We start from the raw sequence: 26,235 nt of genomic DNA, 5'->3' as shown, positions 1-26,235 counted from the left end.
AAATCCAACAGCCACCCCGCAAGCCCGCCCGCACATCCGGAAGGCTTGGAGCCCAACTCAAAACCAACCAAAGAAGTCAGCGCCCAAGCACCGATCGGGCAATAATCTCTTTCATCACCTCTGAAGTACCGCCGTAAATCCTCTGAACCCGAGCGTCGATAAAGTTCCGGGAAATCGGATACTCGGTGGTGTAACCGTAGCCCCCAAACAACTGCAAACAGCCATCGGCCACCCGGCACTGCATCTCCGTGGCACTGTACTTGGCCATCGACGCCGTGGGCGCATCCAACTTGCCGTCTTCGTATTCGCGGATGCACTGATCAACAAACGCCTTGTTGATGCGGTAGTCGGTTTCCATGCGGGCGATTTCGAAACGGGTGTTCTGAAGCTGGCTGAGCTTCTGGCCGAACAGTTCCCGCTCCTGGGCGTAGGCAATGGTGAGATCCAGGGAGCCCCGGGCCGCAGCGACGCCGAGGGCGCCGATCACCAGGCGTTCGCGGGGCAGTTCGCGCATCAGGTACATGAAACCCTGCCCTTCTTCGCCCAACAAAGCGGATGCGGGAACACGCATGTCGGAGAAGAACAGCTCGGAGGTGTCGCCAGAATGCTGGCCGATTTTGTCCAGGTTGCGGCCCTTGCTGAAGCCCGGTAGTGAAGTGTCCACCAGGAACAGGCTGATGCCGCGGGCCCCGGCTTTCGGGTCGGTTTTGGCGGCGACGATTACCATGTCGGCGTGCTGGCCGTTGGTGATGAAGGTTTTGGAGCCATTGAGGATGTAGTCGTCGCCGTCTTTAACCGCGCTGGTGCGCATGGCCTGCAGGTCGCTGCCAGCGCCGGGTTCGGTCATGGCGATGGCGCCGACGGCTTCACCGGAGACCATTTTGGGCAACCATTGCTGGCGCTGGGCCTCGTTGCCGATGTGGCTGAGGTAAGGCGCCACGATGTCTGAGTGCACCATCACATTGGTGGACAACGCCCCGAACCCCATGCGGGCCATTTCTTCACCCACCACCACAGAAAACTGGAAAGGCGCACCAATGCCGCCGCAGTCTTCCGGCACGTCGACACACAGTAAACTGGCGTTGCCCAGGGTGTTCCATAGCTCCCGTGGCACAATGCCGCTTTTCTCCCAGGCCTCGTAGTGCGGTTTCACCTCGGCTTCCAGAGCCTTGATCACCGACTCCCGAAACATGGCCAATTCTTCTTGATCGACGTGGTTGGTCATATCACTCACCTGTTGTTATTTGTTCGCTTGTGGCGAATCCTGTTGCCTGAACCCGCTTGTGACGGGTGGTTTGCGTCAATTCACTTGGGCGCCATGCGCAGGGCGCAATCCAGGCGAATCACTTCGCCGTTCAAAATCGGGTTGCGCACCATCTGGTCTACCATCATGCCGAACTCTTCCGGCTTACCCAATCGCTTGGGGAACGGCAGTGTCGCCGCCAGGCTGTCCTGCACTTCTTCCGGCATACCGGCCATCATCGGGGTCATAAACAGGCCCGGAGCAATGGTGTTCACGCGGATACCTTCACGGGCCAATTCGCGGGCGGATTGCAAAGTTAACGCCACAACCCCGCCCTTGGAGGCACTGTAGGCAGCCTGGCCGATCTGGCCCTCATAGGCGGCCACAGAAGCAGTATTGATGATCACGCCTCGCTCGCCATCGGCGTTCGGCTCGCGCTGGGCCATATCTGCCGCAGCAAGACGCAGGATGTTGAAGGTGCCAATCAGGTTGACCTGGATCACCTTGCTGAAGCTGTCCAGCGGCATCACACCTTCCCGGCCCAGAATCTTCGCCGCCGGCGCAATGCCTGCGCAGTTAACTGCGACACCACAGGGGCCATGGGCTTCCCGCGCAGCGTTGATGGCCGCTTCGGCACTTTGTGCGGAGCTTACATCGCACTCAAGGAAGATCCCGCCGATGTCTGCGGCCACTTTCTCACCCTGTTCTTTCTGAAGATCCAGGATGGCCACCTTGCACCCGGCAGCCGCCAGCGCACGCGCAGCGCCCTCGCCCAGCCCAGACGCTCCGCCTGTTACAATGGCCGCCACATTATTGAATTCCATCATGCACTCCTATTCTCAGGATTGTATTTGTTGAAAATCGGACCCGAAAACTACTTTACGTTTACGTAAACTTTATCTAACCTTGGTCTAAAAAGGAAATCGTGATGAACGAAAAAAGAACCTTCAGCATCAGCGAGCTCTCCCAAGAGTTCGACGTGACAACCCGAAGCATCCGATTCTATGAGGATCAGGGCTTGCTCAAGCCCACCCGAAGGGGCCAAACCCGGATCTTCAGCACCAAAGACCGGGTTCGGTTGAAGCTTATTCTCCGGGGCAAGCGCATGGGCTTCTCCCTGGCAGAAACCAGGGAACTGTTCGACCTGTGGGACGAAACCCTCACCGGTAACGAAAAACAGCTTTTGAAGATGCTGGAAATCCTCGCCGACAGGCGCGCCCAGCTGGAACAACAGAAAAACGACATCGCCCAGGCGGAAATGGAAATCGAAACCGCCGAAACCCGGTGCCGCGAGGCACTGGAAGAGCTGCAGAAGAAAAAGAAACAGCAGGGCGCAGGGCAAAAAGAATCCAAACAAACCGTCACCTGAGCGTGACGAAGCACACAGACCCGATTCAAGAACAACAAGGTAGCCAACGATGAAATCACAATACTCAGAACTCAATTTCGGTCTCGGCGAAACCCTCGACATGCTGCGCGAACAGATCAACGGCTTCGCCGCCGCTGAAATCGCCCCGCGCGCTGAAGAGATCGACCGCAACAACGAGTTCCCCATGGACCTGTGGCGGAAAATGGGCGACATGGGCCTGCTGGGTATCACCGTGGGCGAACAATACGGCGGCTCAGAAATGGGCTACCTGGCGCACGTGATCGCCATGGAAGAAATCAGCCGCGCGTCTGCCTCTGTTGGCTTGTCTTACGGCGCCCACTCCAACTTGTGTGTAAACCAAATTCACCGCAACGGCACCGAAGAACAAAAACAGAAATACCTGCCCAAACTCATCAGCGGCGAACACATCGGAGCACTGGCCATGTCTGAGCCCAACGCCGGCTCAGACGTTATCTCCATGAAACTCAGCGCCCGCGACGAAGGCGACCACTTCGTCCTCAACGGCACCAAAATGTGGATCACCAACGGCCCGGATGCCCACACCTACGTGATCTACGCCAAAACCGACGTAAAAGCCGGCTCCAAAGGCGTCACCGCCTTCATCGTAGAACGCGACGCCCCGGGCTTCAGCCGCCACCAGAAACTCGACAAACTCGGCATGCGCGGCTCCAACACCTGCGAGCTGGTGTTTGAAGACTGCAAAGTACCCCGTGAAAACATCCTCGGCGGCGAAGGCAACGGCGCCAAAGTGCTCATGAGCGGCCTGGACTACGAACGCCTCGTCCTCTCCGGCGGCCCACTGGGCATCATGCAAGCCGCCATGGACGTGGTCGTCCCCTACATCCGCGAACGCAAACAGTTCGGCCAGGCCATCGGCGAATTCGAACTGGTACAGGGCAAAGTCGCCGACATGTACACCTGGATGAACACCGCCAAATCCTACGTCTACATGGTCGCCATGTCCGCAGACCGCGGCGAAACCACCCGCAAAGACGCCGCCGGCGCCATCCTCTACTCCGCCGAAATGGCCACCAAACTGGCCCTGGACGCCATCCAGCTGCTCGGCGGCAACGGCTACATCAACGAATACCCCACTGGCCGCCTGCTGCGAGACGCCAAACTCTATGAAATCGGCGCGGGCACGTCTGAAATCCGACGGATGCTGATCGGACGGGAATTGTTCCTGAACAAGTAAGCGCCCCAGCGAATCCACTGACAAGGTTCGACAAGGGTCTGGCGGGGTTTCCTTTCCGAGAATCCCGCACCCAAAGCATGCCGAGGGGTTGGCGGGATGCCCTTCCGGAAATGTCGAAGGCCAAGGATGGCCTGAGAGAAGCGCACATGGGTGAGGCAAGCGTTTATGAAGCGGAGCTTCATGCGCAGCCGAACGACAGCAATCTGTGATTGCTGTCCGGACCCCGCAAGGGGTGCTCGTAGCGGTTTCCGGAAGGGCATCCTGCCAACCCCGCGCCCCCAAATAATGGGACGAGAACAAATGACGATACTGCAGAGCAAAATAAACCCAAGGTCCGATGAGTTCCTGGCTAACCAGAACTCCATGGCCAAAGCCGTCGCAGACCTGAAAGAAAAAGTTGCCACCATCCAGCAAGGCGGCGGCCCAAGCTACCAGGAACGCCACATCGCCCGCGGCAAACTGCTGCCCAGAGAGCGCATCAACCGCCTCCTCGATGACGGCTCACCGTTCCTCGAAATCGGCCAATTCGCCGCCTACAACGTCTACGACGAAGAAGTCCCCGCCGCAGGCGTTGTCGCCGGCGTAGGCCGCGTCTCAGGCACCGAATGCATGATCATCGCCAACGACGCCACCGTCAAAGGCGGCAGCTACTACCCGCTGACCGTCAAAAAACACCTGCGCGCCCAGGAAATCGCCCTGGAAAACCGCCTGCCCTGCATCTACCTGGTCGACTCCGGCGGCGCCAACCTGCCAAGGCAGGACGAAGTCTTCCCGGATCGCGACCACTTTGGCCGCATCTTCTACAACCAGGCCCGCATGAGCGCCGACGACATCCCCCAGATCGCCGTCGTCATGGGCCTGTGCACCGCCGGCGGCGCCTACGTGCCCGCCATGGCGGACGAATCCATCATCGTGCGTGATCAGGGCACCATCTTCCTGGCCGGCCCGCCCCTGGTGAAAGCCGCCACCGGCGAAGTGGTCAGCGCCGAAGACCTGGGCGGTGCAGACGTGCACTGTAAAATCTCCGGCGTGGCCGACCACTACGCCGAAAACGACGCCCACGCCCTCGACATCGCCCGGCGCTGCATCTCCAACCTCAACCGCCGCAAACCGGTCGACGTGGAAATTCGCAAGCCCAAAGCGCCCCTGTACAGCGCGGACGAAATCTACGGCATCGTCGGCACCGATCTGCGCAAACAGTTCGACGTGCGCGATGTGATTGCCCGCATTGTCGACGGCTCCGAATTCGACGAATTCAAACGCTATTATGGCCAAACCCTGGTCACCGGCTTCGCCCACATCCACGGCTACCCGGTGGGCATCATCGCCAACAACGGCATTCTGTTCAGTGAGTCCGCCCAGAAAGGCGCGCATTTCATCGAACTCTGCTGCCAGCGCAACATCCCGCTGCTGTTCCTGCAGAACATCACCGGCTTTATGGTGGGCCAGAAATACGAAGCCGAAGGCATCGCCAAACACGGCGCCAAAATGGTGATGGCAGTGGCCTGTGCCAACGTACCGAAAATCACCGTGCTGATCGGCGGCTCTTTCGGCGCGGGCAACTACGGCATGTGCGGCCGCGCCTACAGCCCGGATTTCTTATGGATGTGGCCGAACGCCCGCATTTCCGTGATGGGCGGTGAACAGGCCGCCGGCGTACTCGCCACCGTCAAAAGGGAAGGCATGGAGCGCAAAGGCCAGGACTGGAGCAGCGACGAAGAAGCCAAATTCAAGCAGCCGATCATCGACACTTATGAGCACCAGGGCCACCCCTATTACGCCAGCGCGCGCCTGTGGGACGACGGCGTGATCGACCCGGCCCAGACCCGCGAAGTGGTTGCCCTGAGCCTGTCTGCCACCCTCAACCGACCCGCCAAGCCAACACGCTTCGGCGTGTTCCGGATGTGATGGAGGACATCGCCATGACCGATCAGGAACCAGCGGTTCGCCTCAATCACCGCGCCAAGGGCGTCACCGAGGTCGTCCTCAACCGCCCAGACAAACGCAACGCTTTTGACGACGTCATCATCCAGCAACTGATCAAGGCGCTGGAACAGGTAGACGCAGACAACAACACCCACGTTGTCATCCTGCGCTCCGAAGGCAAACACTTCTCCGCCGGGGCGGATCTGGGCTGGATGCGCCGCATGGCGGACAACAGCCGACAGGAAAACCTGGACGACTCGCGGCAACTGGCGCGGCTGATGAACGCGCTCAACCACCTGTCCAAGCCGGTGATCGGCCTGGTTCAGGGTGCCGCCTTTGGAGGCGCTGTTGGTCTGGCCGCCTGTTGCGACATCGTACTGGCCACCGAGAAAGCCAGCTTCTGCCTGAGCGAAGTCAAACTGGGCCTGATTCCCGCCGTAATCAGCCCCTACGTGGTGCGCGCCATCGGTGAGCGCCAGGCCCGGCGTTACTTTATCAGTGCCGAAGTCTTCACCGCCCGGCAAGCCGAACACTTCGGCTTGGTGCACGAAGTGTGTGAAGACGAAAGCGCCATGGAACGCCGCTGCGACGAACTGCTTTTGCAGCTTGCCCTCAACGGGCCAGAAGCCATGAAAGCCGCCAAAGATCTGGTATTTGCCGTCAGCCATAAGGTGATCGGCCAGGACGTGATCGACGACACCGCACAACGCATCGCCGACATTCGGGTAGGCGAAGAGGGACAAGAGGGCCTGAACGCCTTCCTGAACAAACGCCGCGCCAACTGGATTCCGGAGAGCAACTAACATGTTCAGCAAAATTCTCATAGCAAACCGCGGCGAAATCGCCTGCCGGATAATCCATACCGCCCATCGCATGGGCATCCGTTGCGTTGCCGTGTATTCCGATGCAGACGCAGACGCCCGGCATGTGGCCATGGCCGACGAAGCCTTCCACATTGGCCCGGCCCCCAGCTCCGAGAGCTACCTGAAAGCCGACAAGATCATCGAGATTGCCAAGGAAAGCGGCGCCCAGGCCATCCATCCGGGTTACGGATTCCTGTCTGAGAACACCCAGTTCGCCGAAGCCTGCGAAGCCAACAACATCGTGTTCATCGGGCCACCCTCCTCGGCCATCGCCGCCATGGGTTCCAAATCCGCCGCCAAGGCCATTATGGAGAAAGCTGGCGTACCCCTGGTGCCCGGCTACCACGGCGACGACCAATCCCCGGAAACCCTGCGCCAGGAGGCTGAGAAATGCGGCTTCCCACTGCTTCTGAAAGCCGTTGCCGGGGGCGGTGGCAAAGGCATGCGGGTGGTGGAACGCATGGAAGACTTCGACGACGCCCTGGCCGCCGCCAAGCGGGAATCGAAGAACGCCTTCGGCAACCCGGACATGCTCATCGAACGCTACCTGACCCAGCCACGGCACGTGGAAATCCAGGTGTTCTGCGACCAGAGCGGCAAGGGCGTGTACCTGGCGGAACGAGACTGCTCGGTGCAGCGCCGACACCAGAAAGTACTGGAAGAAGCCCCCGCCCCCGGCCTGAGTGACGAAACCCGCAAAGCCATGGGCGAAGCCGCCGTTAAAGCCGCCCAGGCCATCAACTACGTGGGCGCCGGCACCGTGGAATTCCTCTACGACGTAGACGGCTCCTTCTTCTTCATGGAAATGAACACCCGCCTACAGGTAGAGCACCCGGTCACCGAAATGGTCACCGGCCAGGATCTGGTGGAATGGCAGCTGAAAGTGGCCTGGGGCGAACCCCTGCCACTGGAGCAATCCCAGGTAAAAACCCGGGGCCACGCCCTGGAAGCCCGCATCTACGCCGAAGACCCGGACCAGGACTTCCTGCCCGCCACCGGCAACCTGCGCTACCTGAGCACCCCGGATGAGAGCGCCCACGTGCGGGTGGATACCGGCGTCACCGAAGGCGACGACATCAGCATCCACTACGACCCGATGATCGCCAAACTGATCGTGTGGGACGAAACCCGGGACCAGGCCATCAACCGTATGGTGCAGGCCCTGGAGCATTACCGCATCGCCGGTGTGAAAACCAACATCCGCTTCCTGCACGCCCTGGCCGACGCCCAGCCGTTCCGGGAGGCAGACCTGACCACCGGCTTCATCGACGACCACCGGGAACTGCTGTTCCCCAAATCCAGGCTGGATACCCACAAAGCCCTGGTGCTGGCCGCCGGCTTCGTGCTGGAGCAACGCAAATCCCGGGAAGTGATCAGCACAGACCCCTGGTCGCCCTTCGCCCGCCAGAACAGCTGGCGCATGAACTCCGAATACGCCCAACCGTTGCAGTTGCAGGTAGGCGACGACATCCACGACCTGAAAATTCTGGAGCGGGACGACCGCTACCAGGTGTACGTGGGCGGCAGCGTGTATAACCTGACCATGCGCCTGGACGACGACTACCTGCAGGCGGTGATTAACGGCCATCGCATCAGCGTTCACGGCAACCTGCATAACGACCAGCTGGTGCTCTTCTACGAAGGCGACACCTTCAACTGCACCCTCTACAAGGAAAGTTACGGCTTTGAAGAAATGGCCGGCGAAGGCAGCCTGGCCGCGCCCATGAACGGCGCCATCGTCGCCGTGCAAGCGAAGGTCGGCGACAAAGTGAAAGCTGGCCAAAGCCTGGTGATCATGGAAGCCATGAAAATGGAACACGCCATCAAAGCCCCGGCCGACGGCGTCGTCACCGACATCTTCTTCGCCGAAGGCGACCAGGTGTCCGAAGGGGCCGAGCTGATCGCCATCGAAGTCACCGCAGACGCAGAAGAGGAGGCCAGCTGATGGCCTTTCCCAAACAGGTGCGCCTGGTTGAGATGGGCCCCCGGGATGGCCTGCAGAACGAGCCCGGCGCAGTGATTGCCACCGCCATCAAAACCGGCCTGATCGACCGCCTGGCCGACTGCGGCCTGAGCCACATCGAAGCCGCCAGCTTTGTGTCACCCAAATGGGTGCCGCAAATGGCCGACGCCGCCGACGTGATGGCCGGCATCACCCGCAAACCCGGCGTACGCTACTCCGCCCTCACCCCGAACCTTAAAGGCTTCGAGGGCGCCCTGGCAGCAAAGGCAGACGAAGTCGCCGTGTTCGGCGCCGCCTCCGAAAGCTTCACCAAAAAGAACATCAACTGCTCCATCGCCGAAAGCCTCGAGCGCTTCGCCCCGGTGCTGGAAGAAGCCCGCAAACACGACATCCCCGTGCGCGGCTATGTTTCCACCGTCATGGGCTGCCCCTACGAAGGCGACATCGCCCCGGCACAAGTCGCCACCGTAGCCAAAGCCCTGTATGACATGGGCTGCCACGAAATCTCCCTGGGCGACACCATCGGCGTAGGCACCCCGTTAAAAGCCAAACGCATGCTCGAAGCCGTCGCCGCCCACGTACCCATGGCAAAACTCGCGGCCCACTTCCACGACACCTACGGCCAGGCCCTGGCCAATTTGTACGCGGTGCTGGAGGAGGGTGTGAGCGTTATTGATGCCTCCGTCGCCGGCCTAGGGGGCTGCCCCTACGCCAAGGGTGCGTCCGGAAACGTGGCCACAGAAGACGTGCTATACCTGCTTAACGGTCTGGGCATAGAAACGGGCGTTGATCTCGAAAAGTTAGTAGCCACCGGCGACTGGATCAGCGACCAGCTGAACCGCCACAACGGCTCCAAAGTCGGCCAGGCATTAGGCGGCAACTGCCGATGATCGAACTGGCAGGTGGGGTACAACCTCCCGGGACTGTCTGCAGCAAGGATGCTGCAGTCAAGCGTACACGGACGTATTCACAGCGTGTCCCGGGAGGTTGTACCCCACCTGCCAACGCACCAAAACAAGAAGGCTGGGAATAACCAATGAATCAGAACAAAAACGTGGTAGCCCTGGATCTCCCAATCCCGGAGATCAGCGACATGCCCGAAGACACCCAAAAGTACTTCCAGATCTGCCAGGAAAAACTCGGCATGATCCCCAACGTACTGACCGCCTACAGCCACAACCTAAAACAGCTCGAAGGCTTCACCCGCCTCTACAACGAACTCATGCTCGGCGAAAGCGAACTCAGCAAACTCGAGCGTGAAATGGTCGCCGTAGTCGTCTCCTCAGAGAACAAATGCTTCTACTGCCTGGTCGCCCACGGCGCCGCCGTGCGGGTACTGAGCGGCGACCCAGCCCTGGGCGAACACATGGTGATGAACTACCGCAGCGCCAAACTCGATCAACGCCAGCGCGCCATGCTCGATTTCGCCTCCCTGCTCACCCGCACACCCGCACTGGTGACCGAAGAACACACCCAGGCCCTGCGAGACGCCGGCCTGAGCGACCGGGGCATCTGGGACCTGAGCAACCTGATCGGCTTTTACAATATGAGTAACCGCGTGGCCATCGCCAGCGACATGCAACCCAACCCGGAATACCACCGCCAGAGTCGCTAGCAAGTGCATTGACTTGCCAGCCCTCAATTACAAAAACAAATGGAGGCAGAGACATGAGCAAGACTCTCCCAAGCTACAATCCCAGCTATACGAGCAGCACCGCCGACAAACCGCTATTGGGCATGACCATCGGCGATATGCTCGACCGCACCGCCGAGAGATTCCCCAACAACGACGCCCTGGTGTGCCTGCACCAGGACATCCGCTGGACTTACAAAGAGTTCGTCGACAAGGTCAACGAAGCAGCCCGCGCCTTCATGGCGATCGGCGTCAAACGCGGTGACCGGGTGGGCATCTGGTCCCCCAACCGGTATGAGTGGACCGTTACCCAGTTCGCCACCGCCAAAGTCGGCGCCATCCTGGTGAATATCAACCCGGCCTACGGCGTGCACGAGCTGCAATACGCCCTCAACCTGGCCGGCATCACCACCCTGGTGACCGCAGACAGCTTCAAAGCCTCCAACTACCGGGAAATGATCTACGAGCTGGCACCGGAACTGAAACGCAGTACCCCCGGCAAGCTCAAAGCCGATCACCTGCCAGACCTGCGGGCCGTCATCAACATGCACGACGACAAGCACGACGGCATGTGGACCTGGAAAGAGTTCATCGGTTTCGCCAGCGACGTGTCCGAGGCCGATCTCAGCCAACGCCAGAGCGAGCTACAGTTTGATGACCCCATCAACATCCAGTTCACCTCCGGCACCACCGGCAACCCCAAAGGCGCCACCCTCACCCACCACAACATCCTCAACAACGGCTACTTTGTGGGTGAAAGCCAGCGCCTGACCGAGAACGACCGCCTGGTTATCCCCGTGCCCCTTTACCACTGCTTTGGCATGGTGATGGGTAACCTGGGCTGCATTACCCACGGCACCGCCATGATCTACCCGGGCGAAGGCTTTGACCCCAAAACCGTGCTGCAGGCAGTGCACCAGGAAAAAGCCACCGCCCTGTACGGCGTGCCTACCATGTTCATCGCCGAACTGGCCGACCCGGAGTTTGACACCTACGACCTCTCCAGCCTGCGCACCGGCATCATGGCTGGCTCCATCTGCCCGGCGGAGGTGATGAAAAAGGTCAACGGCAAGATGAACATGAAAGAAGTACAGATCGCCTACGGCATGACGGAAACCAGCCCAGTCTCCACCCAGACCAGCTCCCTGGACCCGTTCGAGAAACAGGTCACCACCGTGGGCCGAACACAACCGCACCTGGAAACCAAAATTGTCGACCCAGGCACCGGCAACGTGGTGCCCCGTGGCGAAATTGGCGAACTCTGCACCCGTGGCTACAGCGTGATGCTGAAATACTGGAACAACGAAGAGAAAACCCGTGAAGCCATAGACGACGGCGGCTGGATGCACACCGGCGACCTGGCTACCATGGACGAAGACGGCTACATCCAGATCGTCGGCCGCATCAAAGACATGGTCATCCGCGGCGGAGAGAACATTTACCCGAAAGAAATCGAAGAATTCCTCTACACCCACCCCGCCATCGAAGACGTACAGGTAACCGGCATACCCGATGAGAAATACGGCGAAGAACTGATCGCCTGGGTAAAACTGCGCCCAGACACAGACCCGGTAACTGGTGAAGACCTGCAAGCCTTCTGCAAAGGCAAGATCGCCCACTTCAAGATTCCGAAGAACTACAAGTTTGTGGATGCCTTCCCGATGACCGTTACCGGGAAAATCCAGAAGTTCAAGATGCGGGAGATTTCGATTGAGGAGATGGGGTTGAAGAAGTAGGCCGCCCCGGCTTCAGTCACACCCTTCAGACCCCGGCCTTGTGTCGGGGTTTTTATTTATCTGCGGCGACTACGCCTTGGGGCTGTAATCATGAAGCGCGCTTCGTTTTTGCACGGCGTTATTACAAGAATTCTGGATAGTTGTTTTGCAGGAGCATGATTTATGGGCTATTTTATTGGTTAGCTTACAAACCAAGCGGTGATCGTGAAGTGGCCGCGTTTATGTTGGCGGTGTGACTGCTGCCTAATTGCTGTTATGCACTACCAACAATAAAGAGCCAGGAGGCTTCTAGCTATGTATCAGTACAAGATGGTTCAAGTTCCACCAAACATTGAAGTCCAGGCGAAGCAGCAGAGGGGGAATGAGGCAGCAGCGTACCTTGAGGATGTAGTCAACACATACGCAAAGGATGGTTGGGAGTTCTACCGCGTCGACGCGATCGGTGTGAATGTTAAGCCAGGTTGTATAGCAGGCTTGTTTGGGCAGAAAGAGGCCTTGAGCACCTATCACGTTGTTTCTTTCAGAAAGCAGGCGTGATGATTTGGCTTTCGGTACAGCTTATCGGGTTTTATCGACTGGTAGCACCAAAGTCGGTGCGCCAGTCTTGTCGGTTCGAGCCAAGCTGCTCTGAGTATGCGATTGCCGCGCTTCGGAAATATGGCTTTCTGAAAGGGTGGCAGTTAACTCTTTTCAGATTGAAGCGCTGCTGTCCGCCCAATGGTGGAGAGGATTGGCCGTGAGGCATAACAAGTTGCTGCACGCGGATAAATTACTCGCTGCGCTCCTAATTTACCGGTGAGCAAGACGTTAGGCCTTTCTCCAGACCTATCTGCCAGATAATAACGTTTGACGTTATTGACGCAGGGCGTCATTATTGAGCCATGATCATATCGTTCAAGTGTAAGGATACCGAGAAACTGGCAAGTGGACGCCGCGTCAGGCGCTTCGTCAATTTCGAGCGAGTTGCCTTGAGGAAGATTCGGCAACTCCAAGCTGCAAGCCAGTTGGATGATTTGAAAGTACCGCCCGGAAATATGTTGGAGCCATTGCATGGTGACCGCCAAGGCCAGCACAGCATTCGAATCAACAAACAGTTCCGGGTTTGTTTCCGCTGGACCAAGGCTGGCGCGGAAGATGTCGAAATTGTTGATTACCATTAGGAGGTGGCTCATGCGCAATATTGATGCTGTTACGCCAGGCGAGTTGCTGAAAGAGGAGTTTCTGGAGCCGATGGGCATTTCTCAATATCGCCTGGCCAAAGAAATTGGGGTGCCTGCTCAGAGAATAGGCCAGATCATCGCAGGAAAACGTTCGATTACCGCAGACACGGACCTGCGACTCTGTCGCTTCTTTGGTTTGTCTAACGGCTACTGGTTGCGAGCTCAAGCAGCCTACGACACTGAGATTGCGGAAGATGCCCTGGAGGATCAGTTAAAGAATATTCGTCCGTGGACTGCTGTATCCGAAATTGGGCACAGGGCATAAAGAACGGCTGTAAAGCGACCGGCTTTCCGCCGCTTAGCGGCTCCAAGCCGGCGCGTGAGCCGGGCGTTACCCAGGAAGAAACAGCGCGATGAGAACGATACTTCTTGGAAATGCTGGCGCTGGTAAAAGCACTCTCGCAAAAAAATTAATTGCCAAACACCCAGCCCCTCGCCTTTCTCTTGATGAAGTGGCATTTCACAATGGGGCGCATCGGCGCCCGATCCAAGATAGCATCACGGATGTAAGGCATTTTATTGCCGATAATGAGAGCTGGATAATTGAAGGCTGTTACGCAGACATCATCGAGCCGGTCCTGTGCGAGTGTGACGAGCTCATTTTTCTGAATCCCGGAGTTGAGGTTTGTATCGCTCATTGTCTCGCACGCCCCTGGGAGCCAGAGAAATTCAGCTCGAAGGAAAAGCAAGATGAAAACCTGGATATTCTAATCGAATGGGTATCTGCCTATGAAACCCGTTCAGACGAATACGGGCTCCGTCGCCATCGGGCGCTCTATGATGCGTTCAAGGGGAAAAAGCGTGAGCTTAATCATCCGAGTGAGTATGAATCGGTATAACCATCGCAGGCGTGGCGGTGTCTTTTCCATCGGAGCTTCGCCTCCACCCCAAAACCATCCGTGTTGATAGCGTCAGACCAAAACGAAGACACAAAGCGTCCCCCTGAAAACAAAAGGTCTGAACCAATACGTTTACTGATGCTCTTATTTGTTAGCTGAAACAGAGAAAGCACGGTTTGGCTGTGGCAACCTCTGCGAACGGTGTACTTCAGGGAAGAATAGTATTTATGTCAGGAACAGAATGTCGCGATAAAAGTCCGCAAACAATTTCCGTAAGTCAGCGAAGCCCTGCTCTGGGCTTTAGTGTGTCATACAAAAAAAGCATTCCGATCCCCGGCCTGAAACCAAAGTCCCGCGAGGAGCTGGGATATCCGGGAGTTGGCCGTTGGACACGCAGTGCGCAGGCAACAGGGTCAAAGATTCAGTATCTCATCGGGCTGTTTTTTCTGCTGTTGCCACTGACTGTTTACGCGGTAACGCTGGGCAACTATTTCCATCCTAATTTGTTGTGCGGTCCGTTTTTCGGCATTTGCATGCTTTCCTCTCGGCTGAACACCACACGAAAGTTGCTCAAGTACGGAGCCACGTTGCTAAAACTGGACACGGAACCTGAGGTTGGTGGTAACGCTTCAGGAATCATACGTTTTCTGAAGCCTCTGCGGGGGAACCAGTCAGTGGAGGTGGAGGTGAAGCTGGTTTGTTATGAGAAAGACGCAATCGTAAGTAGTGATTATCCGTCGCGTGACGCTGAATACTGGAGCATAAAGCAGAAGATTCCGGTGAAGCCCGAAGGCCGGGAGCGTGTTGTTCTGTTCAGTTTTGATGTGCCTTCAGGACTACCCGTTAATGACCTGCCATGTTACTACTGGCTACTGGAATTGCGGGGGACGCATGGTCAGAAAAGCCTGTATCGCTCCTGGCACATGCCGATCGACTCTAACAATAGTGACCGCTCCGAATAAGACTGAGAGGCCGCGCGAAGCGGTGATTTGCCCCCTACCCCCAAAATACCGGAAAAAAGTGCGGGGTATGCGAAGTGGTCAATCCAACCGCTGAGACAACAAGGAGGTTCCCCTTGAAAACCATAGGCCTGATCGGTGGAATGAGCTGGGAATCAACCCAGACCTATTACCGGCTGATTAATCAGAAAGTGAGAGACGAGCTGGGTGGGCTTCACTCGGCAAAGCTCGTCCTGTACAGCGTGGATTTTGCCGAGATTGAGGCGTTGCAGCACCAAGGGGATTGGGAAGCGACAGCGGACATACTTGGCTCTGTCGGGCGGTCGGTTGAATCGGCAGGCGCCGAATTCCTGGTTCTCTGTACGAACACGATGCATAAGGTCGCCTCCGAGATTGAGCGGGCGGTGGGCATTCCCCTGCTTCACATTGCAGACGCCACCGCCAAAGTCCTCAAAGAGGATGGGGTAACCTGTGTCGGGCTGCTGGGAACACGATTTACGATGGAGCAGACTTTTTACCTTGGTCGTCTCCAGGATCATGGCATCCAAGTTCTTGTCCCAGATGAGTCCCAAAGAGAACTCATCCATTCTGTGATTTACACGGAATTGTGCCGGGGTGTGGTTGAGCCTGAGTCAAAACGCGCGTATCTGGACGTAGTAGCCTCATTGGCTGAGCGCGGTGCTCAAGGAGTCATTCTGGGATGCACGGAGATAGGCCTTTTAATTCAGGGCGCAGATACCAACGTCAAACTCTATGACACCACGGAAATACATGCCGAACAGGCGGTTCAGCTTGCCTTGGGCAGTATTTAACCAAGAGTGGCAGGTCAGTTGCCCTCACTCGGGGCCTCGATTTTGACGGCCCGATAGGGCTCCCCCTCCTCAGTCTGCAACTGATAGTCATAAGCCGCCTGCAGGCCAGTTTCGGTCTCAGAGTCGCCCTCTTCATCGGAGCCCTGCTCGAGAGAACGCGGGTAAAGCGGAGAAAGCAGTGCCGCCAGTATGCCGATGGCGGCAAACATGGCAAACGCATCCGCATAACTGAACTCGTTCACCAACATACCCACAATGGGCGAGCCGACGGCCTGGCCAAGGGATACCGATATAAAGGGTAGCACCGGCCCCACAGACAACCGACCGGGTAGCAGGCGGATGCCAGTCATCAGGTACAGGCCGGTCAGGCTCATGTAGGCCAGGCCGAATACCAGCGCGGAAAACACCGCAATCACTATATTGCCGGGGCTGGCGGCCAGCAGGGCCAGGCTGGCAGACAGCATCATCAGCATCAGCGCCTGGGTGATGGGTGGGTTGTTGCGATCGGCAAGGTCTGCAACCACGGCACCGCCCAGCCCTGCCAGGCCTACCCCCAGCCACAGCCAGCCGGTAGAGCCCGATGGTAAGGCACCCACGGTAACCGCCAGGTCCGGCGCAAAAATCCAGTACGCGGCGGACACAAAGCCCATCACGAAGGCGAACAATGAGAGCCGCAACAGGCGCACCCACTGCAGGGTAGTAATGGCAGGCGGCGGCGCAGCGTTCGCCGGCATGACTCGTGAAACCGAGGGGATTAAATACCAGGTTGCCAACACCCCAATAACGGCCAAAACCGCAAAGGAGAAATAGGCATAACGCCAGGCCCCGGCCAGTAACAGAATGGCCGACGCGGCGCCCACCACACCCACACTGGTTCCGGCGTTCATCACCGAGCTCACGCGCCCATGCAGGGAGCGTTTTACCAGCGCCTGCATGGCGGCGGTCAGTGCCGGCATCATAAGGCCGGTGCAGATACCACAAGCGACTACGCCCACACCCAGCGACAAAACGCCCGACGCCTGGCTGATCAACACCAGGCCAAGCGCACCAAAGCCACCAGACAGCACCGCCGTGTTGCGGGCGCCCAAGCGATCAGCCGCCAGCGGCGCGACCAGGGTAGCCAGGATAAAACTGATGAGCGGAAGCGCGCCGATGATGCCGATCATATCTGGCGAGAGTTCCAGCTCTGCCCGGATCGGCGGCACGAACAAGCCGAAGGCAAAACGGGCCAGCCCGAAGCTAATGGCAATCAGAGCGGCACCCAGAAGGGCAAACGAGGTACTTGAAGGAAACTTCATGTCACCTCCGGCAGGCTACTGTAAATTTACGGCGGCACTACACAGCGTCTGGCAACGTTGCAACCAGGAAGTCCACCAACGCCCTTACCTTGGGCGTAACGAACTTGCGGGTGGGATAAACCGCATACACTCCCAGTTCAGCAGAGCAGTATTCCGGCAACAACTCCACCAGCCTGCCCGAGTCCAAATCATCACGCAACAGGAAGCTCGGCTGGTACACCACCCCCTGGTGGGCCACAGCGGCGGCGCAACAGGTGTCACCGTTGTTGGCGTACATCCAAGGGCGTACCCGCGTACTGACCGGCCCCTCCGGCCCCTGAAACTGCCATTCGTTACCGCTGGCCAGGTTGCTGTAGGCAATGACCTTGTGGTGCATCAGGTCTTCAGGCGTTTCGGGTGCACCGTGCGCCCGGATGTATTCGGGAGAGGCGCACACCATCAGCCGGGTATTGGTGAGGCGACGGCTCACCAGGGTGGAGGTTTGCAGGCTGGATATACGAATGGCCAGGTCAAAGCCTTCTTCAACGATATCCACGATGCGATCAGACAGCTCGATGTTCAGTTCCACCTCCGGAAACCGGGCGTGGAACTCACCCCACAGCGGGGCCAGGTGTCGAATACCGAAACTCACCGGTGCGTTAATGCGCAGCACCCCTTTGGCCACGCTGGTGCGCGAGGTCAGTTCCGCTTCGGCCTCTTCCACCCCCGCCAGCAATTCCCGGCAACGAACGTAGAACACCTCCCCTTCCGCCGTGAGTGACAATCGCCGGGTGGTGCGGTGTAGCAGCCGCACGGTAAGGCGCGATTCCAGCTCGTTGATGTAGCGTGACACCGCCGCTTTGGACATGCCCATGGTCTCGGAGGCGGCGACAAAACTGCCGGCGTCTACAACGGCGCAGAAGGTCTGCATTTCCAGTAATCGATCCATCCTATTGTTCCATTTTTTGAAACAGTCAATCTTTTAAACGCATATTTATCCCAAAAATGGATCCTCGTAAAGTAGCCCCATACTCAACCACACAGAAGGAAGCACGATCATGAACAACGCACTCATCAACAAACTGCTTGATACCAATGCTGGCTGGGGCGCCCTCGCCCTGCGTATTCCGGTGGGCATCATCTTCGCCGCCCACGGTGCCCAGAAGCTGTTCGGCTGGTTCGGAGGCTACGGCCTTGAAGGCACAGGGCAATGGATGGATTCTATTGGTTTAAGCCCGGGCTTCCTGATGGCCCTGCTGGCCGGCGGAACGGAGTTCTTCGGCGGTCTGGCGCTGATCATCGGCCTGCTGGTTCGCCCTGCCAGCGCGGCTCTGGCTTTCGCCATGGTGATTGCCATTTTCAGCGTGCACATCCAGAACGGCCTGTTCATGAGCAACAATGGCTACGAGTTCGGACTGGCCTTGCTGGCGGCTTCTGTTTCGCTGATGTTCAGCGGAGCCGGGCGCGCATCGGTTGACCGGCTTGTGGCCGCTCGCTAAACAGTACACCGAACTCAACTCAAAGGAGCAACGCGCCATGACCAGTCTGTTCGTATCCCACGGCGCCCCCACCTTTGCACTGGAGCCGGGCCTGGCAGGCCCGGCCCTCACCCGGCTGGGGCAGCAACTTCCACGGCCGGCCGCCGTGCTGGTGGTGTCGCCCCACTGGATGACGCCCGAGGTGCGGGTAGGCCTTGCCGAAAAACCTGCAACCATCCACGACTTCAACGGCTTCGAACCCGCGCTTTATGAGCTCGAATACCCTGCTCCGGGCCACCCGGCTTTTGCCAGAATGGCGTTTTCTCTCCTTGAGGAAGCTGGCTGGAAACCAGTCGCCGACGCCCAACGCGGCCTCGACCACGGTGCCTGGGTGCCGGTGCGGCATCTTTACCCGGATGCGTCCGTGCCGGTATTCCAGATATCCCTGCCGGCTTGGCTCGACAGCCACTCTGCCTGGCGCCTGGGCCAGACGCTCGCCCCGTTGAGGGATGAGGGAGTTCTGATCGTCGGCTCCGGCAGCCTGACCCACAACCTGTATGAGGTCCGCTGGCGCGACGAACAGGCAAGCGAATACGCCCGGGACTTCAGCCATTGGATTCGGGAAGCGGTGATTGCAGGCGACCATGAGCGACTGGTCAACGCCCTGACCCTGGCGCACCATGCTCGCCGCGCACACCCCACCGTTGAGCATTTCCTGCCACTGCTGCTGGCCCTTGGGGCTGCTGGTTCCGGTGCCCGGGGCACTGTTATAGAAGGCGGCATTGAGCACGGGGTGCTTTCAATGGATTCGTTCGTTTTCTAACGGGCCAGCGTTAATCCCGCTTCGGTTCTTTCTGCTATCTTTATAAATGGCTGCCGAGATGTATGTATGAAGTAGGAGCAGTCGGCAAGAAACACCATGGAGGTGATTTCTATGCGTATCGCAAGAGAAGATATACCTGTTCGAATTGATGTTCCCGGCGCAAAGGCACGACAACAAACCGGCTTTGGCGATGTCTCCGGTTACAACACCATGGGGGCCGAATACTTCTCCTTTGGTGCTGGCACCGACATCACCGAGTTGCTACACGGGCTTGAGGGCAACCGCTGCCAATGCCCCCACTGGGGTTATGTGGTGAAAGGGGAAATCACGGCACTGTATTTGGATGGCAGTGAAGAAACCTCCCGTAACGGGGATCTGTTCTACTGGCCACCCGGGCATAGTGTGCGCGCCGAGCAAGACACCGACATTGTGATGTTCAGCCCGCAGCATGAGCACGGGTTGGTGATTGATCACATCCGGAGACAGGTCGGCAGCTGAGCAGGCTTTGCAGTGAAGAAGCCCGTTCAGAGACTCCGTTTTTGCTCGTACATCTTCGAATCGGCGCGCCCAAGTAAGCTGCGCGCCGTGTGGCCGTCTTCCGGGTACAGGGCAACACCCACGCTGAGGGAAATAGGCACCCTCTGGCCCTCCAGCACCACGGGCGCCGCCATTACCTCGCGGATTTTGCCAACGGCAGCGTCCGCTGCGGCAAGATCGCCGATATCGGTCAACAACACGGTGAACTCGTCACCGCCCATGCGCGCTACGGTGTCTGTTTCGCGGGTGCACTGTTCCAGCCGGCGGGCGGTTTCGATCAGCAACTGGTCGCCTGCCTCGTGGCCCAGGTTGTCGTTGATCTGTTTGAAATCGTTCAGGTCCAGATACAACAGCGCCACATGGCTGTTATGCCGGCTGGCTGACTTCAGTGCGGTTTCCAGCCGATCGTAAAACAGTGACCGGTTGGTCAAACCGGTCAGTGGGTCATGGTGCGCAAGAAAGCGCAGATGTTCTTCCGCGCGCTTGCGCTCGACAACGGTAGCAACCTGGGTGGCAATGAACTGAAGCAGCTCTTGGTCCGCAGCGTGATAACGAGTATGTTCGGACTGCCCCTCAATGACCAGCGCACCCAGTACCGAACCGTTTGAAATCAGCGGCACACCCAGCCAGTTCATGGGGCCTGTCGATTTCAACCCGCCCACATTTATTACCCCAAGGCCCGGTTTAGAAACGTCACGTGAGGTAAGCACTGTCTGCCCGGAGCCAAGCACCTCCGCCAGCGCCGTGCCGGGTTGCATTGAGCCTTCAACCCAGTCGTTCGCGACATCAGCTGACCAGTCCGGAACGGTCAACACCGCTTTCACCGAGTCATAGAAAACCAGGTGCAGGTCGTTGCGAGGAAACAGCTCTGTAATCACCTGCCGCACACCGTCACAGATCCCACGCAGGCTGTCGGCACTGTGCGTGGTTTCAGATATTCGGTAGAGCGCATCCCGGGTCTGATTGGCGCGCCGAAGAGACGTGACATTGCGGGCCAGGCCGATTCGCAGCCTGTCCTCTTCTGACCAGCGCGCGGACCATAATATGTGAACAGCATGCCCCTCTTTATGGAGGTATCGGTTTTCAAAGTTTGTGTGGGCCCGGCCCTGCATAACGCGGTCAGCTTCCGCGCGGGTGCGCTCACGATCATCAGGATGAAGGTAATCGAAAATCAGCGAGCCGATCATTTCAGAAGCGGTGTACCCCAGCAGCGCCTCGCAGGCATCGCTGACAAACACAATGTTCCCGGATTCATCCACAACGAATACAGGATCCAGCAACAGATTCACCAGCTTGGGATACAGGGTTTCAAGATCGACAGGCATAGGCGCAGCTATTTACTTCGCATGTGAAAGTATATTTCACTAGCATAATCGGGAATGGGCGCAACGGATAGCCGCTTATCCGCCAAACGGCAAACACGTCAAGCCCGCCTATTCTCAGCGCTTTAACTGGCAGACGGCAGGTTACCCCCAAGCATGTTTTCAACCACGGCGGCGTTATAGAAGGTTTCCACCGTGTGTATTTTGTCATTCCGGACACGAAACCAGACCGCAAGCCGCACGTCTCCGATCGGTTTGAAGTGGGTCTGGTAGTCCAGAATGGCGTAAACGTGTTCGCCGTCTGCGCTGAGCTGGCGAACAATCAGGTCTTTCTGGATGGCCGCCATGCCGAATTGGTACGCCAGCATGTCGTCGGGCCGGAGGAAACGCATGTTCGGCCCCACATATTCAAACCCCTCTTCAACCAGCAAGGCCTTTGCCTCATCAAAACGCTGGGCCTGAATGTCTGAAATGAACTGCGCCACGATGTCTTTGGGCTGCATGAATAGACTCCGTTTTCAGAGTAGAGAGGATCCAGAACCTGAATCTACCAAATTAGTGCATCAACATGTCAGTGCTATTTGAGCGACTCATCTGGCGCGCGTGAGGAGCACATCCGACAAAAGAATGATCCCTGCAGCATGCGTTTTTCCGTTTGATTGCTAAGCTTGTGGTGACCCAAAAATAATAAAGGAGAACATCATGTTAGACAGAGCATCCAAACCCTTTGTCAGTCTGGTGGAGAAGTACCTGCCAGACCCCTACCTGTTCGTTATTATCCTCACGCTACTATCGTTCATCGCCGCCATGGTCTTTGAAGGCCATGGCCCGTTGGCGGTTATTGAGATGTGGGGTAATGGCTTCTGGAACCTGCTGACGTTCTCCATGCAGATGCTGCTGGTGCTGGTTACCGGGTTTATGCTGGCCAGCACACCGCTGGTGCGCGGCATACTCAACCGGATTGCGGGCCTGGCAAGAACACCCGGGCAGGCAATTGTGCTGGTTACCTTCGTGGCCCTGATTGCCAGCTGGATCAACTGGGGATTTGGCCTGGTGGTGGGAGCGCTGTTTGCCAAAGCCCTGGCCCGGCAGATTCGGGTGCACTATCCACTGTTGATCGCCAGCGCCTACTCCGGGTTTATCGTGTGGCACGGCGGGCTGGCGGGGTCCATTCCACTGGTGATTGCCACCGATGGCCACTTCACGGAAAACTTGATCGGCGTTATCGGCACCAGCGAGACCATTTTCGCGTTTTTCAACCTGGCCATCGTGGTGGCCCTGTTTATCGTGGTGCCGCTGGTTAACCGGCTCATGTTGCCCGAGGAACGAGACAGCGTGTACGCAGACCCGAAAGTGCTGGACGACGAGCCAGACACCGCCGTTGTGATCAATCGCCCGGCGGACCACCTGGAAAACAGCAGGGTTCTGGCGTGGCTGATTGGCTTCAGCGGCATCGCGTTCATCTTCCAGTATTTCATTAACGGTGGCGGCCTGAACCTGAACATCGTCAACTTCATGTTCCTGTTTCTGGCAATCATTCTGCACCAGACGCCAAAACGCCTGCTGGCCAGCCTGAACGAGGCGGTCAAAGGCGGTTCCGGCATCGTGATTCAATTCCCCTTCTATGCAGGCATCATGGGGGTTATGACTGCATCCGGCCTGGCCGCCAGCATTTCCTCGGGCTTCGTTTCCATCGCCAGCGCACAAAGCCTGCCTTTCTGGAGTTTTATCAGCGCAGGCCTGGTGAACATTTTTGTGCCGTCTGGGGGTGGGCAATGGGCGGTGCAGGCGCCGGTCATGCTGCCAGCTGCCCAGGAACTGGGTGCCGATATCCCGAGAGTTGCCATGGCGGTAGCCTGGGGTGACGCCTGGACCAACCTGCTGCAACCTTTCTGGGCCCTGCCCGTGCTGGCGATTGCCGGGCTGAAAGCCAAAGACATCATGGGCTATTGCCTGATGCTGCTGTTCATTACCGGCGCCATCATCAGCATCGGCCTGACCTGGCTTTAACCTTCCCCCTGCCGGCTGTTGGCGAGCCTCGTTGCCAACAGCCGGTACTTTCCCGACGATATCCATAAATCCGGTTGTCGATTTCCATCAGCCTCGCCCGACTTACCAGTGAAGACAACCCACAATCACTGGAGAAAGCTGGTATGAGATACATGCTGATGCGCAAGGCCGATACAGACACTGAAAACGCCGTATTGCCGACCGAAGAGATCCTGCAGGCGATGGCTGACTACAACGAACGCATGCTGCACGCCGGGGTGTTCGTTGATGGCAATGGCTTACGGCCAACCCGCGAAGGATGCCGCATACAGTTCCGTAATGGTGAACCAACAGTGGTACGCGGCCCCTTTGAGCACACCCACGAACTGCTCGCTGGCTACAGCGTGCTTGAGGCAGATTCCCTGGAAGACGCCATCGCCTGGGCAAAACAGTGGCCCCGGGAAGATTCAGATGGCAACGTGACCCTGGAATTACGCCGTTACTTCACCCTGGAAGACTTTGAGCCAGGCGCAGCCCTTGAGAAACACCGCTCCATGGGAAATTTGCCCCGCGAAATGAACGTGCATGTGGCCTTTGGCGGCAATTGCCGGGAGGCGATGGAATTCTATGCTGAGGTAACCGCCGGCCATCTGGAAGCCATGATTACCTATGGCGAAACACCGGCAAAGGCGGATGTGCCCGAAGCGATGCACGACCGCATTGTTCACTCATCCCTGAACCTGAGGGGGCGCCGATTGATGGGGGCGGATATGGCAGGCGACTGCTATCAAGCACCCCAGGGCACCCAGGTTCACCTGGATTACGCTGATGCGGCACAGGCAGAGCAGGTTTTCCAGGCGCTGTCCGAGGGAGGCTCAACAATCATGCCATTTGAAGAGACGTTCTGGGCGCACCGGTTTGGAATGGTGAAGGACCGTTTTGGTGTTCAGTGGATGATCAGTGCCGAACTGGAGCAGTGTCAGTAGCCCCCCGCTGTTCTAGTAGGCATGTGCGCTACCCGGCAGGACGAGGTGAGGGGGTAATGCCCCCACACCTCCTGTAGCCCGGTGTGTTTGATGAATGTTGTCCGGGCCGGGTTCACCCAAGGTTCTTTTTCAGGAATTTCTGGATTTCGCCGACGATCCCGCTGCGGAACGCCAGTACGGTCAGTACGAAGATGCCGCCAAGGATCGGGTTCACCCAATCCCGCAGAGGCCCCTGGGACAACTGGTATTCAATGTTGACCACAAAGGTGGCGCCCACCACCGGGCCGAGCAAGGTTCCCATGCCGCCGACCAGTGTCATCAGGATGACCTCACCGGACATATGCCAGTGGGCGTCGTTGAGCGAAGCCAGCTGGAACACCACCGATTTCATGGAACCTGCCAGGCCCGCCAGTGCCGCCGAAATCACGAATGCCAGCACTTTGTAGCGATCCACGTTGTAGCCAAGTGACACCGCGCGGGGTTCGTTCTGCTTGATGGCCTTGAGCACCTGGCCATAGGGGCTGCTGACAATGCGTTGGACCAGCAGGTAGCAACCGATGAACACGGCCAGCACGAAGTAGTACATGTTCAGGTTTTCCGACAGGTCAATCAGCCCAAACAGGTGGCCCCGGGGGATGCCGTGCATGCCGTCTTCGCCGCCGGTAAATTCCGACTGCACGAAGAAGAAATAGACCAACTGGGCCAGGGCCAGGGTGACCATGGCAAAGTAAATACCCTGCCGGCGAATGGACAACAAGGCGAACGCAAGGCCCAGAGCGGTTGCCACCAGGGTGCCTGCAATAATGCCCACTTCTGTGGTCAGGCCCGAGTAGTTGCTGAGCAGGTAACCGGTGGTATAGCCGCCGGTGGCGAGAAACGCGGCATGGCCAAAGGACAGCAGCCCGGTAAAACCGAACAGCAGGTTAAAGGCCACCGCAAAGAGTGCGAAGCACAGGATCTTCATCAGGAAGACCGGGTACATCGCGAAAGGCGCTGCCAGCAGCAAGAGCAGCAGTACGCCGTTGAGGAGCATCTTCCGGCGATCCTGGGCCTTTTGCTGGTCGATGATCGCCTTTCGCACATCGGCGGGATTAAAGGATTGGCTCATGATTATGCTTCCTTACCGAACAGGCCGGAGGGTCGGAACATCAACACCACCACCATGACCAGGAAAATAACGGCAGACGACGCGGGTGGGTAAAAGGTTTTGGTGAGACCTTCAATCACGCCCATCAGAATGCCGGTGATAATCGCCCCGCCAATGGAGCCCATACCGCCAATCACCACTACGGCAAACACCACGATCAGCGTATTGGCGCCCATTCCGGGCGTGACGGAGTAGATGGGTGCGGCAAGCACACCGGCAAAAGCCGCCAGCGCCACACCAAAGCCGTAAGTGAGACTGACCAGCAGGGGCACGTTGATGCCAAAGCCCTGCATGAGCTGGGAATCTTCCGTGCCGGCCCGCAAGTATGCCCCCAGCTTGGTTTTTTCAATCATGAACCAGGTGCCAAAACACACCAGCAGCGCCACCACAATCACCCAGGCCCGGTAATAAGGCAGGAACATAAAGTCCAGTTTAATGCCGCCCTTGAACATATCGGGCATGGCATAGCGCAGGCCAGACACACCGTAGATATTGGTGAGCACGCCCTGAATAATCAGCGCCACCCCGAATGTGAGCAGCAGGCTGTATATGTGATCCTGCCCGGCAATTCGCCGCAGCAGGAAATATTCAATCAGCACCCCGAACACGCCGACCAATAGCGGCGCCATAAACAGGGCGACCCAATAGTTGACGCCCAGGGTGTTGAACATAACCACCGTCAACAGGGCACCCAGCATATACATGGCACCGTGGGCGAAGTTGATGATCTTCAACAGGCCGAAGATGATGGCAAGGCCCAGGCTTAACAGGGCATAAAAGGCGCCATTGATGAACCCGATCAAAAGCTGACCGGAGAGCACAGCAAGAGGGACGCCGAAAATCATGGTCATGGGTTTAACTCCACAAGCAGCACGTACATTGGTATTGAGCTTGTCG

At 58.0% G+C, this 26,235-nt stretch carries 29 protein-coding genes; 21 read left to right on the top strand and 8 right to left on the bottom strand.

The genetic code is table 11. The features are described 5' to 3' along the window. Positions 1-76: 76 nt before the first annotated feature. Both FIV08_RS05475 and FIV08_RS05470 read right to left on the bottom strand, forming a co-directional pair. On the bottom strand, positions 77-1,225 hold the full coding sequence (locus FIV08_RS05475) for an acyl-CoA dehydrogenase family protein (RefSeq protein WP_152437617.1): 1,149 nt from the start codon (positions 1,223-1,225) through the stop codon (positions 77-79). Positions 1,226-1,305: 80 nt separating this feature from the next. Then, positions 1,306-2,067, bottom strand: a complete 762-nt coding sequence (locus FIV08_RS05470) for an SDR family NAD(P)-dependent oxidoreductase (protein WP_152437616.1) — start codon at positions 2,065-2,067, stop codon at positions 1,306-1,308. Between the two features lie 104 nt (positions 2,068-2,171). Between FIV08_RS05470 and FIV08_RS05465 the strand changes: the two genes are divergently transcribed. The 16 genes from FIV08_RS05465 (at position 2,172) to FIV08_RS05395 (ending at position 15,779) form a co-directional block, all read left to right on the top strand. Next, a complete protein-coding gene (locus FIV08_RS05465; protein WP_152437615.1) occupies positions 2,172-2,612 on the top strand; it encodes a MerR family transcriptional regulator in 441 nt (146 codons plus the stop codon). Between the two features lie 49 nt (positions 2,613-2,661). Next, positions 2,662-3,828, top strand: coding sequence for an isovaleryl-CoA dehydrogenase (locus FIV08_RS05460; RefSeq protein ID WP_152437614.1), 1,167 nt, complete (start codon positions 2,662-2,664; stop codon positions 3,826-3,828). A gap of 77 nt (positions 3,829-3,905) precedes the next feature. Next, positions 3,906-4,037: a hypothetical protein gene (locus tag FIV08_RS19890; RefSeq protein WP_267313118.1), complete on the top strand. Its 132-nt coding sequence runs from the start codon at positions 3,906-3,908 to the stop codon at positions 4,035-4,037. A gap of 91 nt (positions 4,038-4,128) precedes the next feature. Then, positions 4,129-5,736 (top strand): carboxyl transferase domain-containing protein, encoded by a 1,608-nt coding sequence (locus FIV08_RS05455; protein WP_152437613.1) that lies wholly within the window; start codon positions 4,129-4,131, stop codon positions 5,734-5,736. Positions 5,737-5,750: 14 nt separating this feature from the next. Next, entirely contained in the window at positions 5,751-6,557 is an 807-nt protein-coding gene (locus tag FIV08_RS05450) for an enoyl-CoA hydratase-related protein (protein WP_152437612.1), read from the top strand. Position 6,558: 1 nt separating this feature from the next. Continuing rightward, the gene (locus FIV08_RS05445) at positions 6,559-8,562 is read left to right on the top strand and encodes an acetyl/propionyl/methylcrotonyl-CoA carboxylase subunit alpha (RefSeq protein ID WP_152437611.1); all 2,004 of its coding nucleotides are present in this window, start codon (positions 6,559-6,561) and stop codon (positions 8,560-8,562) included. Then, positions 8,562-9,470: a hydroxymethylglutaryl-CoA lyase gene (locus FIV08_RS05440; RefSeq protein WP_152437610.1), complete on the top strand. Its 909-nt coding sequence runs from the start codon at positions 8,562-8,564 to the stop codon at positions 9,468-9,470. The genes FIV08_RS05445 and FIV08_RS05440 overlap by 1 nt, the downstream gene beginning before the upstream one ends. Before the next feature lie 146 nt (positions 9,471-9,616). Beyond that, positions 9,617-10,195 (top strand): peroxidase-related enzyme, encoded by a 579-nt coding sequence (locus FIV08_RS05435; RefSeq protein ID WP_152437609.1) that lies wholly within the window; start codon positions 9,617-9,619, stop codon positions 10,193-10,195. Positions 10,196-10,248: 53 nt separating this feature from the next. Then, on the top strand, positions 10,249-11,949 hold the full coding sequence (locus FIV08_RS05430) for an AMP-binding protein (RefSeq protein WP_152437608.1): 1,701 nt from the start codon (positions 10,249-10,251) through the stop codon (positions 11,947-11,949). 294 nt (positions 11,950-12,243) lie between these two features. Further along, positions 12,244-12,486: a DUF4177 domain-containing protein gene (locus FIV08_RS05425; protein WP_152437607.1), complete on the top strand. Its 243-nt coding sequence runs from the start codon at positions 12,244-12,246 to the stop codon at positions 12,484-12,486. Further along, positions 12,486-12,689, top strand: coding sequence for a membrane protein insertion efficiency factor YidD (gene yidD, locus FIV08_RS05420; RefSeq protein ID WP_152439597.1), 204 nt, complete (start codon positions 12,486-12,488; stop codon positions 12,687-12,689). The genes FIV08_RS05425 and yidD overlap by 1 nt, the downstream gene beginning before the upstream one ends. A 141-nt stretch (positions 12,690-12,830) precedes the next feature. Next, positions 12,831-13,109 carry a type II toxin-antitoxin system RelE/ParE family toxin gene (locus tag FIV08_RS05415; protein WP_152437606.1) on the top strand — a complete coding sequence of 93 codons (279 nt, stop codon included), beginning with the start codon at positions 12,831-12,833 and terminating at the stop codon, positions 13,107-13,109. 10 nt (positions 13,110-13,119) lie between these two features. Further along, positions 13,120-13,434, top strand: coding sequence for a HigA family addiction module antitoxin (locus tag FIV08_RS05410; RefSeq protein WP_152437605.1), 315 nt, complete (start codon positions 13,120-13,122; stop codon positions 13,432-13,434). Between the two features lie 88 nt (positions 13,435-13,522). Then, a complete protein-coding gene (locus tag FIV08_RS05405) occupies positions 13,523-14,008 on the top strand; it encodes a shikimate kinase (protein ID WP_152437604.1) in 486 nt (161 codons plus the stop codon). Between the two features lie 227 nt (positions 14,009-14,235). Then, positions 14,236-14,970, top strand: a complete 735-nt coding sequence (locus tag FIV08_RS05400) for a hypothetical protein (RefSeq protein ID WP_152437603.1) — start codon at positions 14,236-14,238, stop codon at positions 14,968-14,970. A 113-nt stretch (positions 14,971-15,083) separates the two neighbouring features. Further along, positions 15,084-15,779 carry an aspartate/glutamate racemase family protein gene (locus tag FIV08_RS05395; protein ID WP_152437602.1) on the top strand — a complete coding sequence of 232 codons (696 nt, stop codon included), beginning with the start codon at positions 15,084-15,086 and terminating at the stop codon, positions 15,777-15,779. A 14-nt stretch (positions 15,780-15,793) separates the two neighbouring features. Here the strand turns inward: FIV08_RS05395 and FIV08_RS05390 are convergent, their stop codons facing one another. Both FIV08_RS05390 and FIV08_RS05385 read right to left on the bottom strand, forming a co-directional pair. Further along, complete coding sequence (locus FIV08_RS05390; RefSeq protein ID WP_152437601.1) at positions 15,794-17,077, bottom strand: MFS transporter; 1,284 nt, start codon at positions 17,075-17,077, stop codon at positions 15,794-15,796. Between the two features lie 37 nt (positions 17,078-17,114). Beyond that, positions 17,115-18,005 (bottom strand): LysR family transcriptional regulator, encoded by an 891-nt coding sequence (locus tag FIV08_RS05385; protein ID WP_152437600.1) that lies wholly within the window; start codon positions 18,003-18,005, stop codon positions 17,115-17,117. Between the two features lie 109 nt (positions 18,006-18,114). Between FIV08_RS05385 and FIV08_RS05380 the strand changes: the two genes are divergently transcribed. The 3 genes from FIV08_RS05380 (at position 18,115) to FIV08_RS05370 (ending at position 19,855) form a co-directional block, all read left to right on the top strand. Next, positions 18,115-18,555: a DoxX family protein gene (locus tag FIV08_RS05380; protein WP_152437599.1), complete on the top strand. Its 441-nt coding sequence runs from the start codon at positions 18,115-18,117 to the stop codon at positions 18,553-18,555. Positions 18,556-18,592: 37 nt separating this feature from the next. Continuing rightward, positions 18,593-19,357, top strand: a complete 765-nt coding sequence (locus FIV08_RS05375) for a dioxygenase (RefSeq protein ID WP_152437598.1) — start codon at positions 18,593-18,595, stop codon at positions 19,355-19,357. 111 nt (positions 19,358-19,468) lie between these two features. Continuing rightward, on the top strand, positions 19,469-19,855 hold the full coding sequence (locus tag FIV08_RS05370; RefSeq protein WP_152437597.1) for a cupin domain-containing protein: 387 nt from the start codon (positions 19,469-19,471) through the stop codon (positions 19,853-19,855). Between the two features lie 26 nt (positions 19,856-19,881). On the opposite strand, the gene FIV08_RS05365 is transcribed toward FIV08_RS05370, so the two are convergent. Together FIV08_RS05365 and FIV08_RS05360 are read right to left on the bottom strand one after the other, a co-directional pair. Then, a complete protein-coding gene (locus FIV08_RS05365; protein ID WP_152437596.1) occupies positions 19,882-21,219 on the bottom strand; it encodes a GGDEF domain-containing protein in 1,338 nt (445 codons plus the stop codon). Between the two features lie 122 nt (positions 21,220-21,341). Further along, the gene (locus tag FIV08_RS05360) at positions 21,342-21,719 is read right to left on the bottom strand and encodes a nuclear transport factor 2 family protein (protein ID WP_072677778.1); all 378 of its coding nucleotides are present in this window, start codon (positions 21,717-21,719) and stop codon (positions 21,342-21,344) included. A 199-nt stretch (positions 21,720-21,918) separates the two neighbouring features. Here FIV08_RS05360 and FIV08_RS05355 point away from each other — a divergent pair, with 199 nt between their 5' ends. Both FIV08_RS05355 and FIV08_RS05350 read left to right on the top strand, forming a co-directional pair. Next, positions 21,919-23,226, top strand: a complete 1,308-nt coding sequence (locus tag FIV08_RS05355) for a short-chain fatty acid transporter (protein ID WP_152437595.1) — start codon at positions 21,919-21,921, stop codon at positions 23,224-23,226. A 143-nt stretch (positions 23,227-23,369) separates the two neighbouring features. Next, the gene (locus tag FIV08_RS05350; RefSeq protein WP_152437594.1) at positions 23,370-24,191 is read left to right on the top strand and encodes a YciI family protein; all 822 of its coding nucleotides are present in this window, start codon (positions 23,370-23,372) and stop codon (positions 24,189-24,191) included. A gap of 112 nt (positions 24,192-24,303) precedes the next feature. On the opposite strand, the gene FIV08_RS05345 is transcribed toward FIV08_RS05350, so the two are convergent. Together FIV08_RS05345 and FIV08_RS05340 are read right to left on the bottom strand one after the other, a co-directional pair. Further along, complete coding sequence (locus FIV08_RS05345; RefSeq protein WP_152437593.1) at positions 24,304-25,299, bottom strand: branched-chain amino acid ABC transporter permease; 996 nt, start codon at positions 25,297-25,299, stop codon at positions 24,304-24,306. Positions 25,300-25,301: 2 nt separating this feature from the next. Then, positions 25,302-26,189 carry a branched-chain amino acid ABC transporter permease gene (locus tag FIV08_RS05340; protein ID WP_058092356.1) on the bottom strand — a complete coding sequence of 296 codons (888 nt, stop codon included), beginning with the start codon at positions 26,187-26,189 and terminating at the stop codon, positions 25,302-25,304. Between the last annotated feature and the right edge of the window lie 46 nt (positions 26,190-26,235).

Origin of the sequence: Marinobacter sp. THAF197a (assembly GCF_009363275.1) — a bacterium.
Lineage (GTDB): Bacteria > Pseudomonadota > Gammaproteobacteria > Pseudomonadales > Oleiphilaceae > Marinobacter.
The sequence above is the reverse complement of the archived record's forward strand: the minus strand, read 5'-3'. Positions and strand labels throughout refer to the sequence as shown.

Bases quoted from the DNA above. Each gene is read 5' to 3' on its own strand.
- FIV08_RS05475 (WP_152437617.1), bottom strand. From the start codon at position 1,225: ATGACCAACCACGTCGATCAAGAAGAATTGGCCATGTTTCGGGAGTCG.
- FIV08_RS05470 (WP_152437616.1), bottom strand. From the start codon at position 2,067: ATGGAATTCAATAATGTGGCGGCCATTGTAACAGGCGGAGCGTCTGGG.
- FIV08_RS05465 (WP_152437615.1), top strand. From the start codon at position 2,172: ATGAACGAAAAAAGAACCTTCAGCATCAGCGAGCTCTCCCAAGAGTTC.
- FIV08_RS05460 (WP_152437614.1), top strand. From the start codon at position 2,662: ATGAAATCACAATACTCAGAACTCAATTTCGGTCTCGGCGAAACCCTC.
- FIV08_RS19890 (WP_267313118.1), top strand. From the start codon at position 3,906: ATGCCGAGGGGTTGGCGGGATGCCCTTCCGGAAATGTCGAAGGCCAAG.
- FIV08_RS05455 (WP_152437613.1), top strand. From the start codon at position 4,129: ATGACGATACTGCAGAGCAAAATAAACCCAAGGTCCGATGAGTTCCTG.
- FIV08_RS05450 (WP_152437612.1), top strand. From the start codon at position 5,751: ATGACCGATCAGGAACCAGCGGTTCGCCTCAATCACCGCGCCAAGGGC.
- FIV08_RS05445 (WP_152437611.1), top strand. From the start codon at position 6,559: ATGTTCAGCAAAATTCTCATAGCAAACCGCGGCGAAATCGCCTGCCGG.
- FIV08_RS05440 (WP_152437610.1), top strand. From the start codon at position 8,562: ATGGCCTTTCCCAAACAGGTGCGCCTGGTTGAGATGGGCCCCCGGGAT.
- FIV08_RS05435 (WP_152437609.1), top strand. From the start codon at position 9,617: ATGAATCAGAACAAAAACGTGGTAGCCCTGGATCTCCCAATCCCGGAG.
- FIV08_RS05430 (WP_152437608.1), top strand. From the start codon at position 10,249: ATGAGCAAGACTCTCCCAAGCTACAATCCCAGCTATACGAGCAGCACC.
- FIV08_RS05425 (WP_152437607.1), top strand. From the start codon at position 12,244: ATGTATCAGTACAAGATGGTTCAAGTTCCACCAAACATTGAAGTCCAG.
- yidD (WP_152439597.1), top strand. From the start codon at position 12,486: ATGATTTGGCTTTCGGTACAGCTTATCGGGTTTTATCGACTGGTAGCA.
- FIV08_RS05415 (WP_152437606.1), top strand. From the start codon at position 12,831: ATGATCATATCGTTCAAGTGTAAGGATACCGAGAAACTGGCAAGTGGA.
- FIV08_RS05410 (WP_152437605.1), top strand. From the start codon at position 13,120: ATGCGCAATATTGATGCTGTTACGCCAGGCGAGTTGCTGAAAGAGGAG.
- FIV08_RS05405 (WP_152437604.1), top strand. From the start codon at position 13,523: ATGAGAACGATACTTCTTGGAAATGCTGGCGCTGGTAAAAGCACTCTC.
- FIV08_RS05400 (WP_152437603.1), top strand. From the start codon at position 14,236: ATGTCAGGAACAGAATGTCGCGATAAAAGTCCGCAAACAATTTCCGTA.
- FIV08_RS05390 (WP_152437601.1), bottom strand. From the start codon at position 17,077: ATGAAGTTTCCTTCAAGTACCTCGTTTGCCCTTCTGGGTGCCGCTCTG.
- FIV08_RS05385 (WP_152437600.1), bottom strand. From the start codon at position 18,005: ATGGATCGATTACTGGAAATGCAGACCTTCTGCGCCGTTGTAGACGCC.
- FIV08_RS05380 (WP_152437599.1), top strand. From the start codon at position 18,115: ATGAACAACGCACTCATCAACAAACTGCTTGATACCAATGCTGGCTGG.
- FIV08_RS05375 (WP_152437598.1), top strand. From the start codon at position 18,593: ATGACCAGTCTGTTCGTATCCCACGGCGCCCCCACCTTTGCACTGGAG.
- FIV08_RS05370 (WP_152437597.1), top strand. From the start codon at position 19,469: ATGCGTATCGCAAGAGAAGATATACCTGTTCGAATTGATGTTCCCGGC.
- FIV08_RS05365 (WP_152437596.1), bottom strand. From the start codon at position 21,219: ATGCCTGTCGATCTTGAAACCCTGTATCCCAAGCTGGTGAATCTGTTG.
- FIV08_RS05360 (WP_072677778.1), bottom strand. From the start codon at position 21,719: ATGCAGCCCAAAGACATCGTGGCGCAGTTCATTTCAGACATTCAGGCC.
- FIV08_RS05355 (WP_152437595.1), top strand. From the start codon at position 21,919: ATGTTAGACAGAGCATCCAAACCCTTTGTCAGTCTGGTGGAGAAGTAC.
- FIV08_RS05350 (WP_152437594.1), top strand. From the start codon at position 23,370: ATGAGATACATGCTGATGCGCAAGGCCGATACAGACACTGAAAACGCC.
- FIV08_RS05345 (WP_152437593.1), bottom strand. From the start codon at position 25,299: ATGAGCCAATCCTTTAATCCCGCCGATGTGCGAAAGGCGATCATCGAC.
- FIV08_RS05340 (WP_058092356.1), bottom strand. From the start codon at position 26,189: ATGACCATGATTTTCGGCGTCCCTCTTGCTGTGCTCTCCGGTCAGCTT.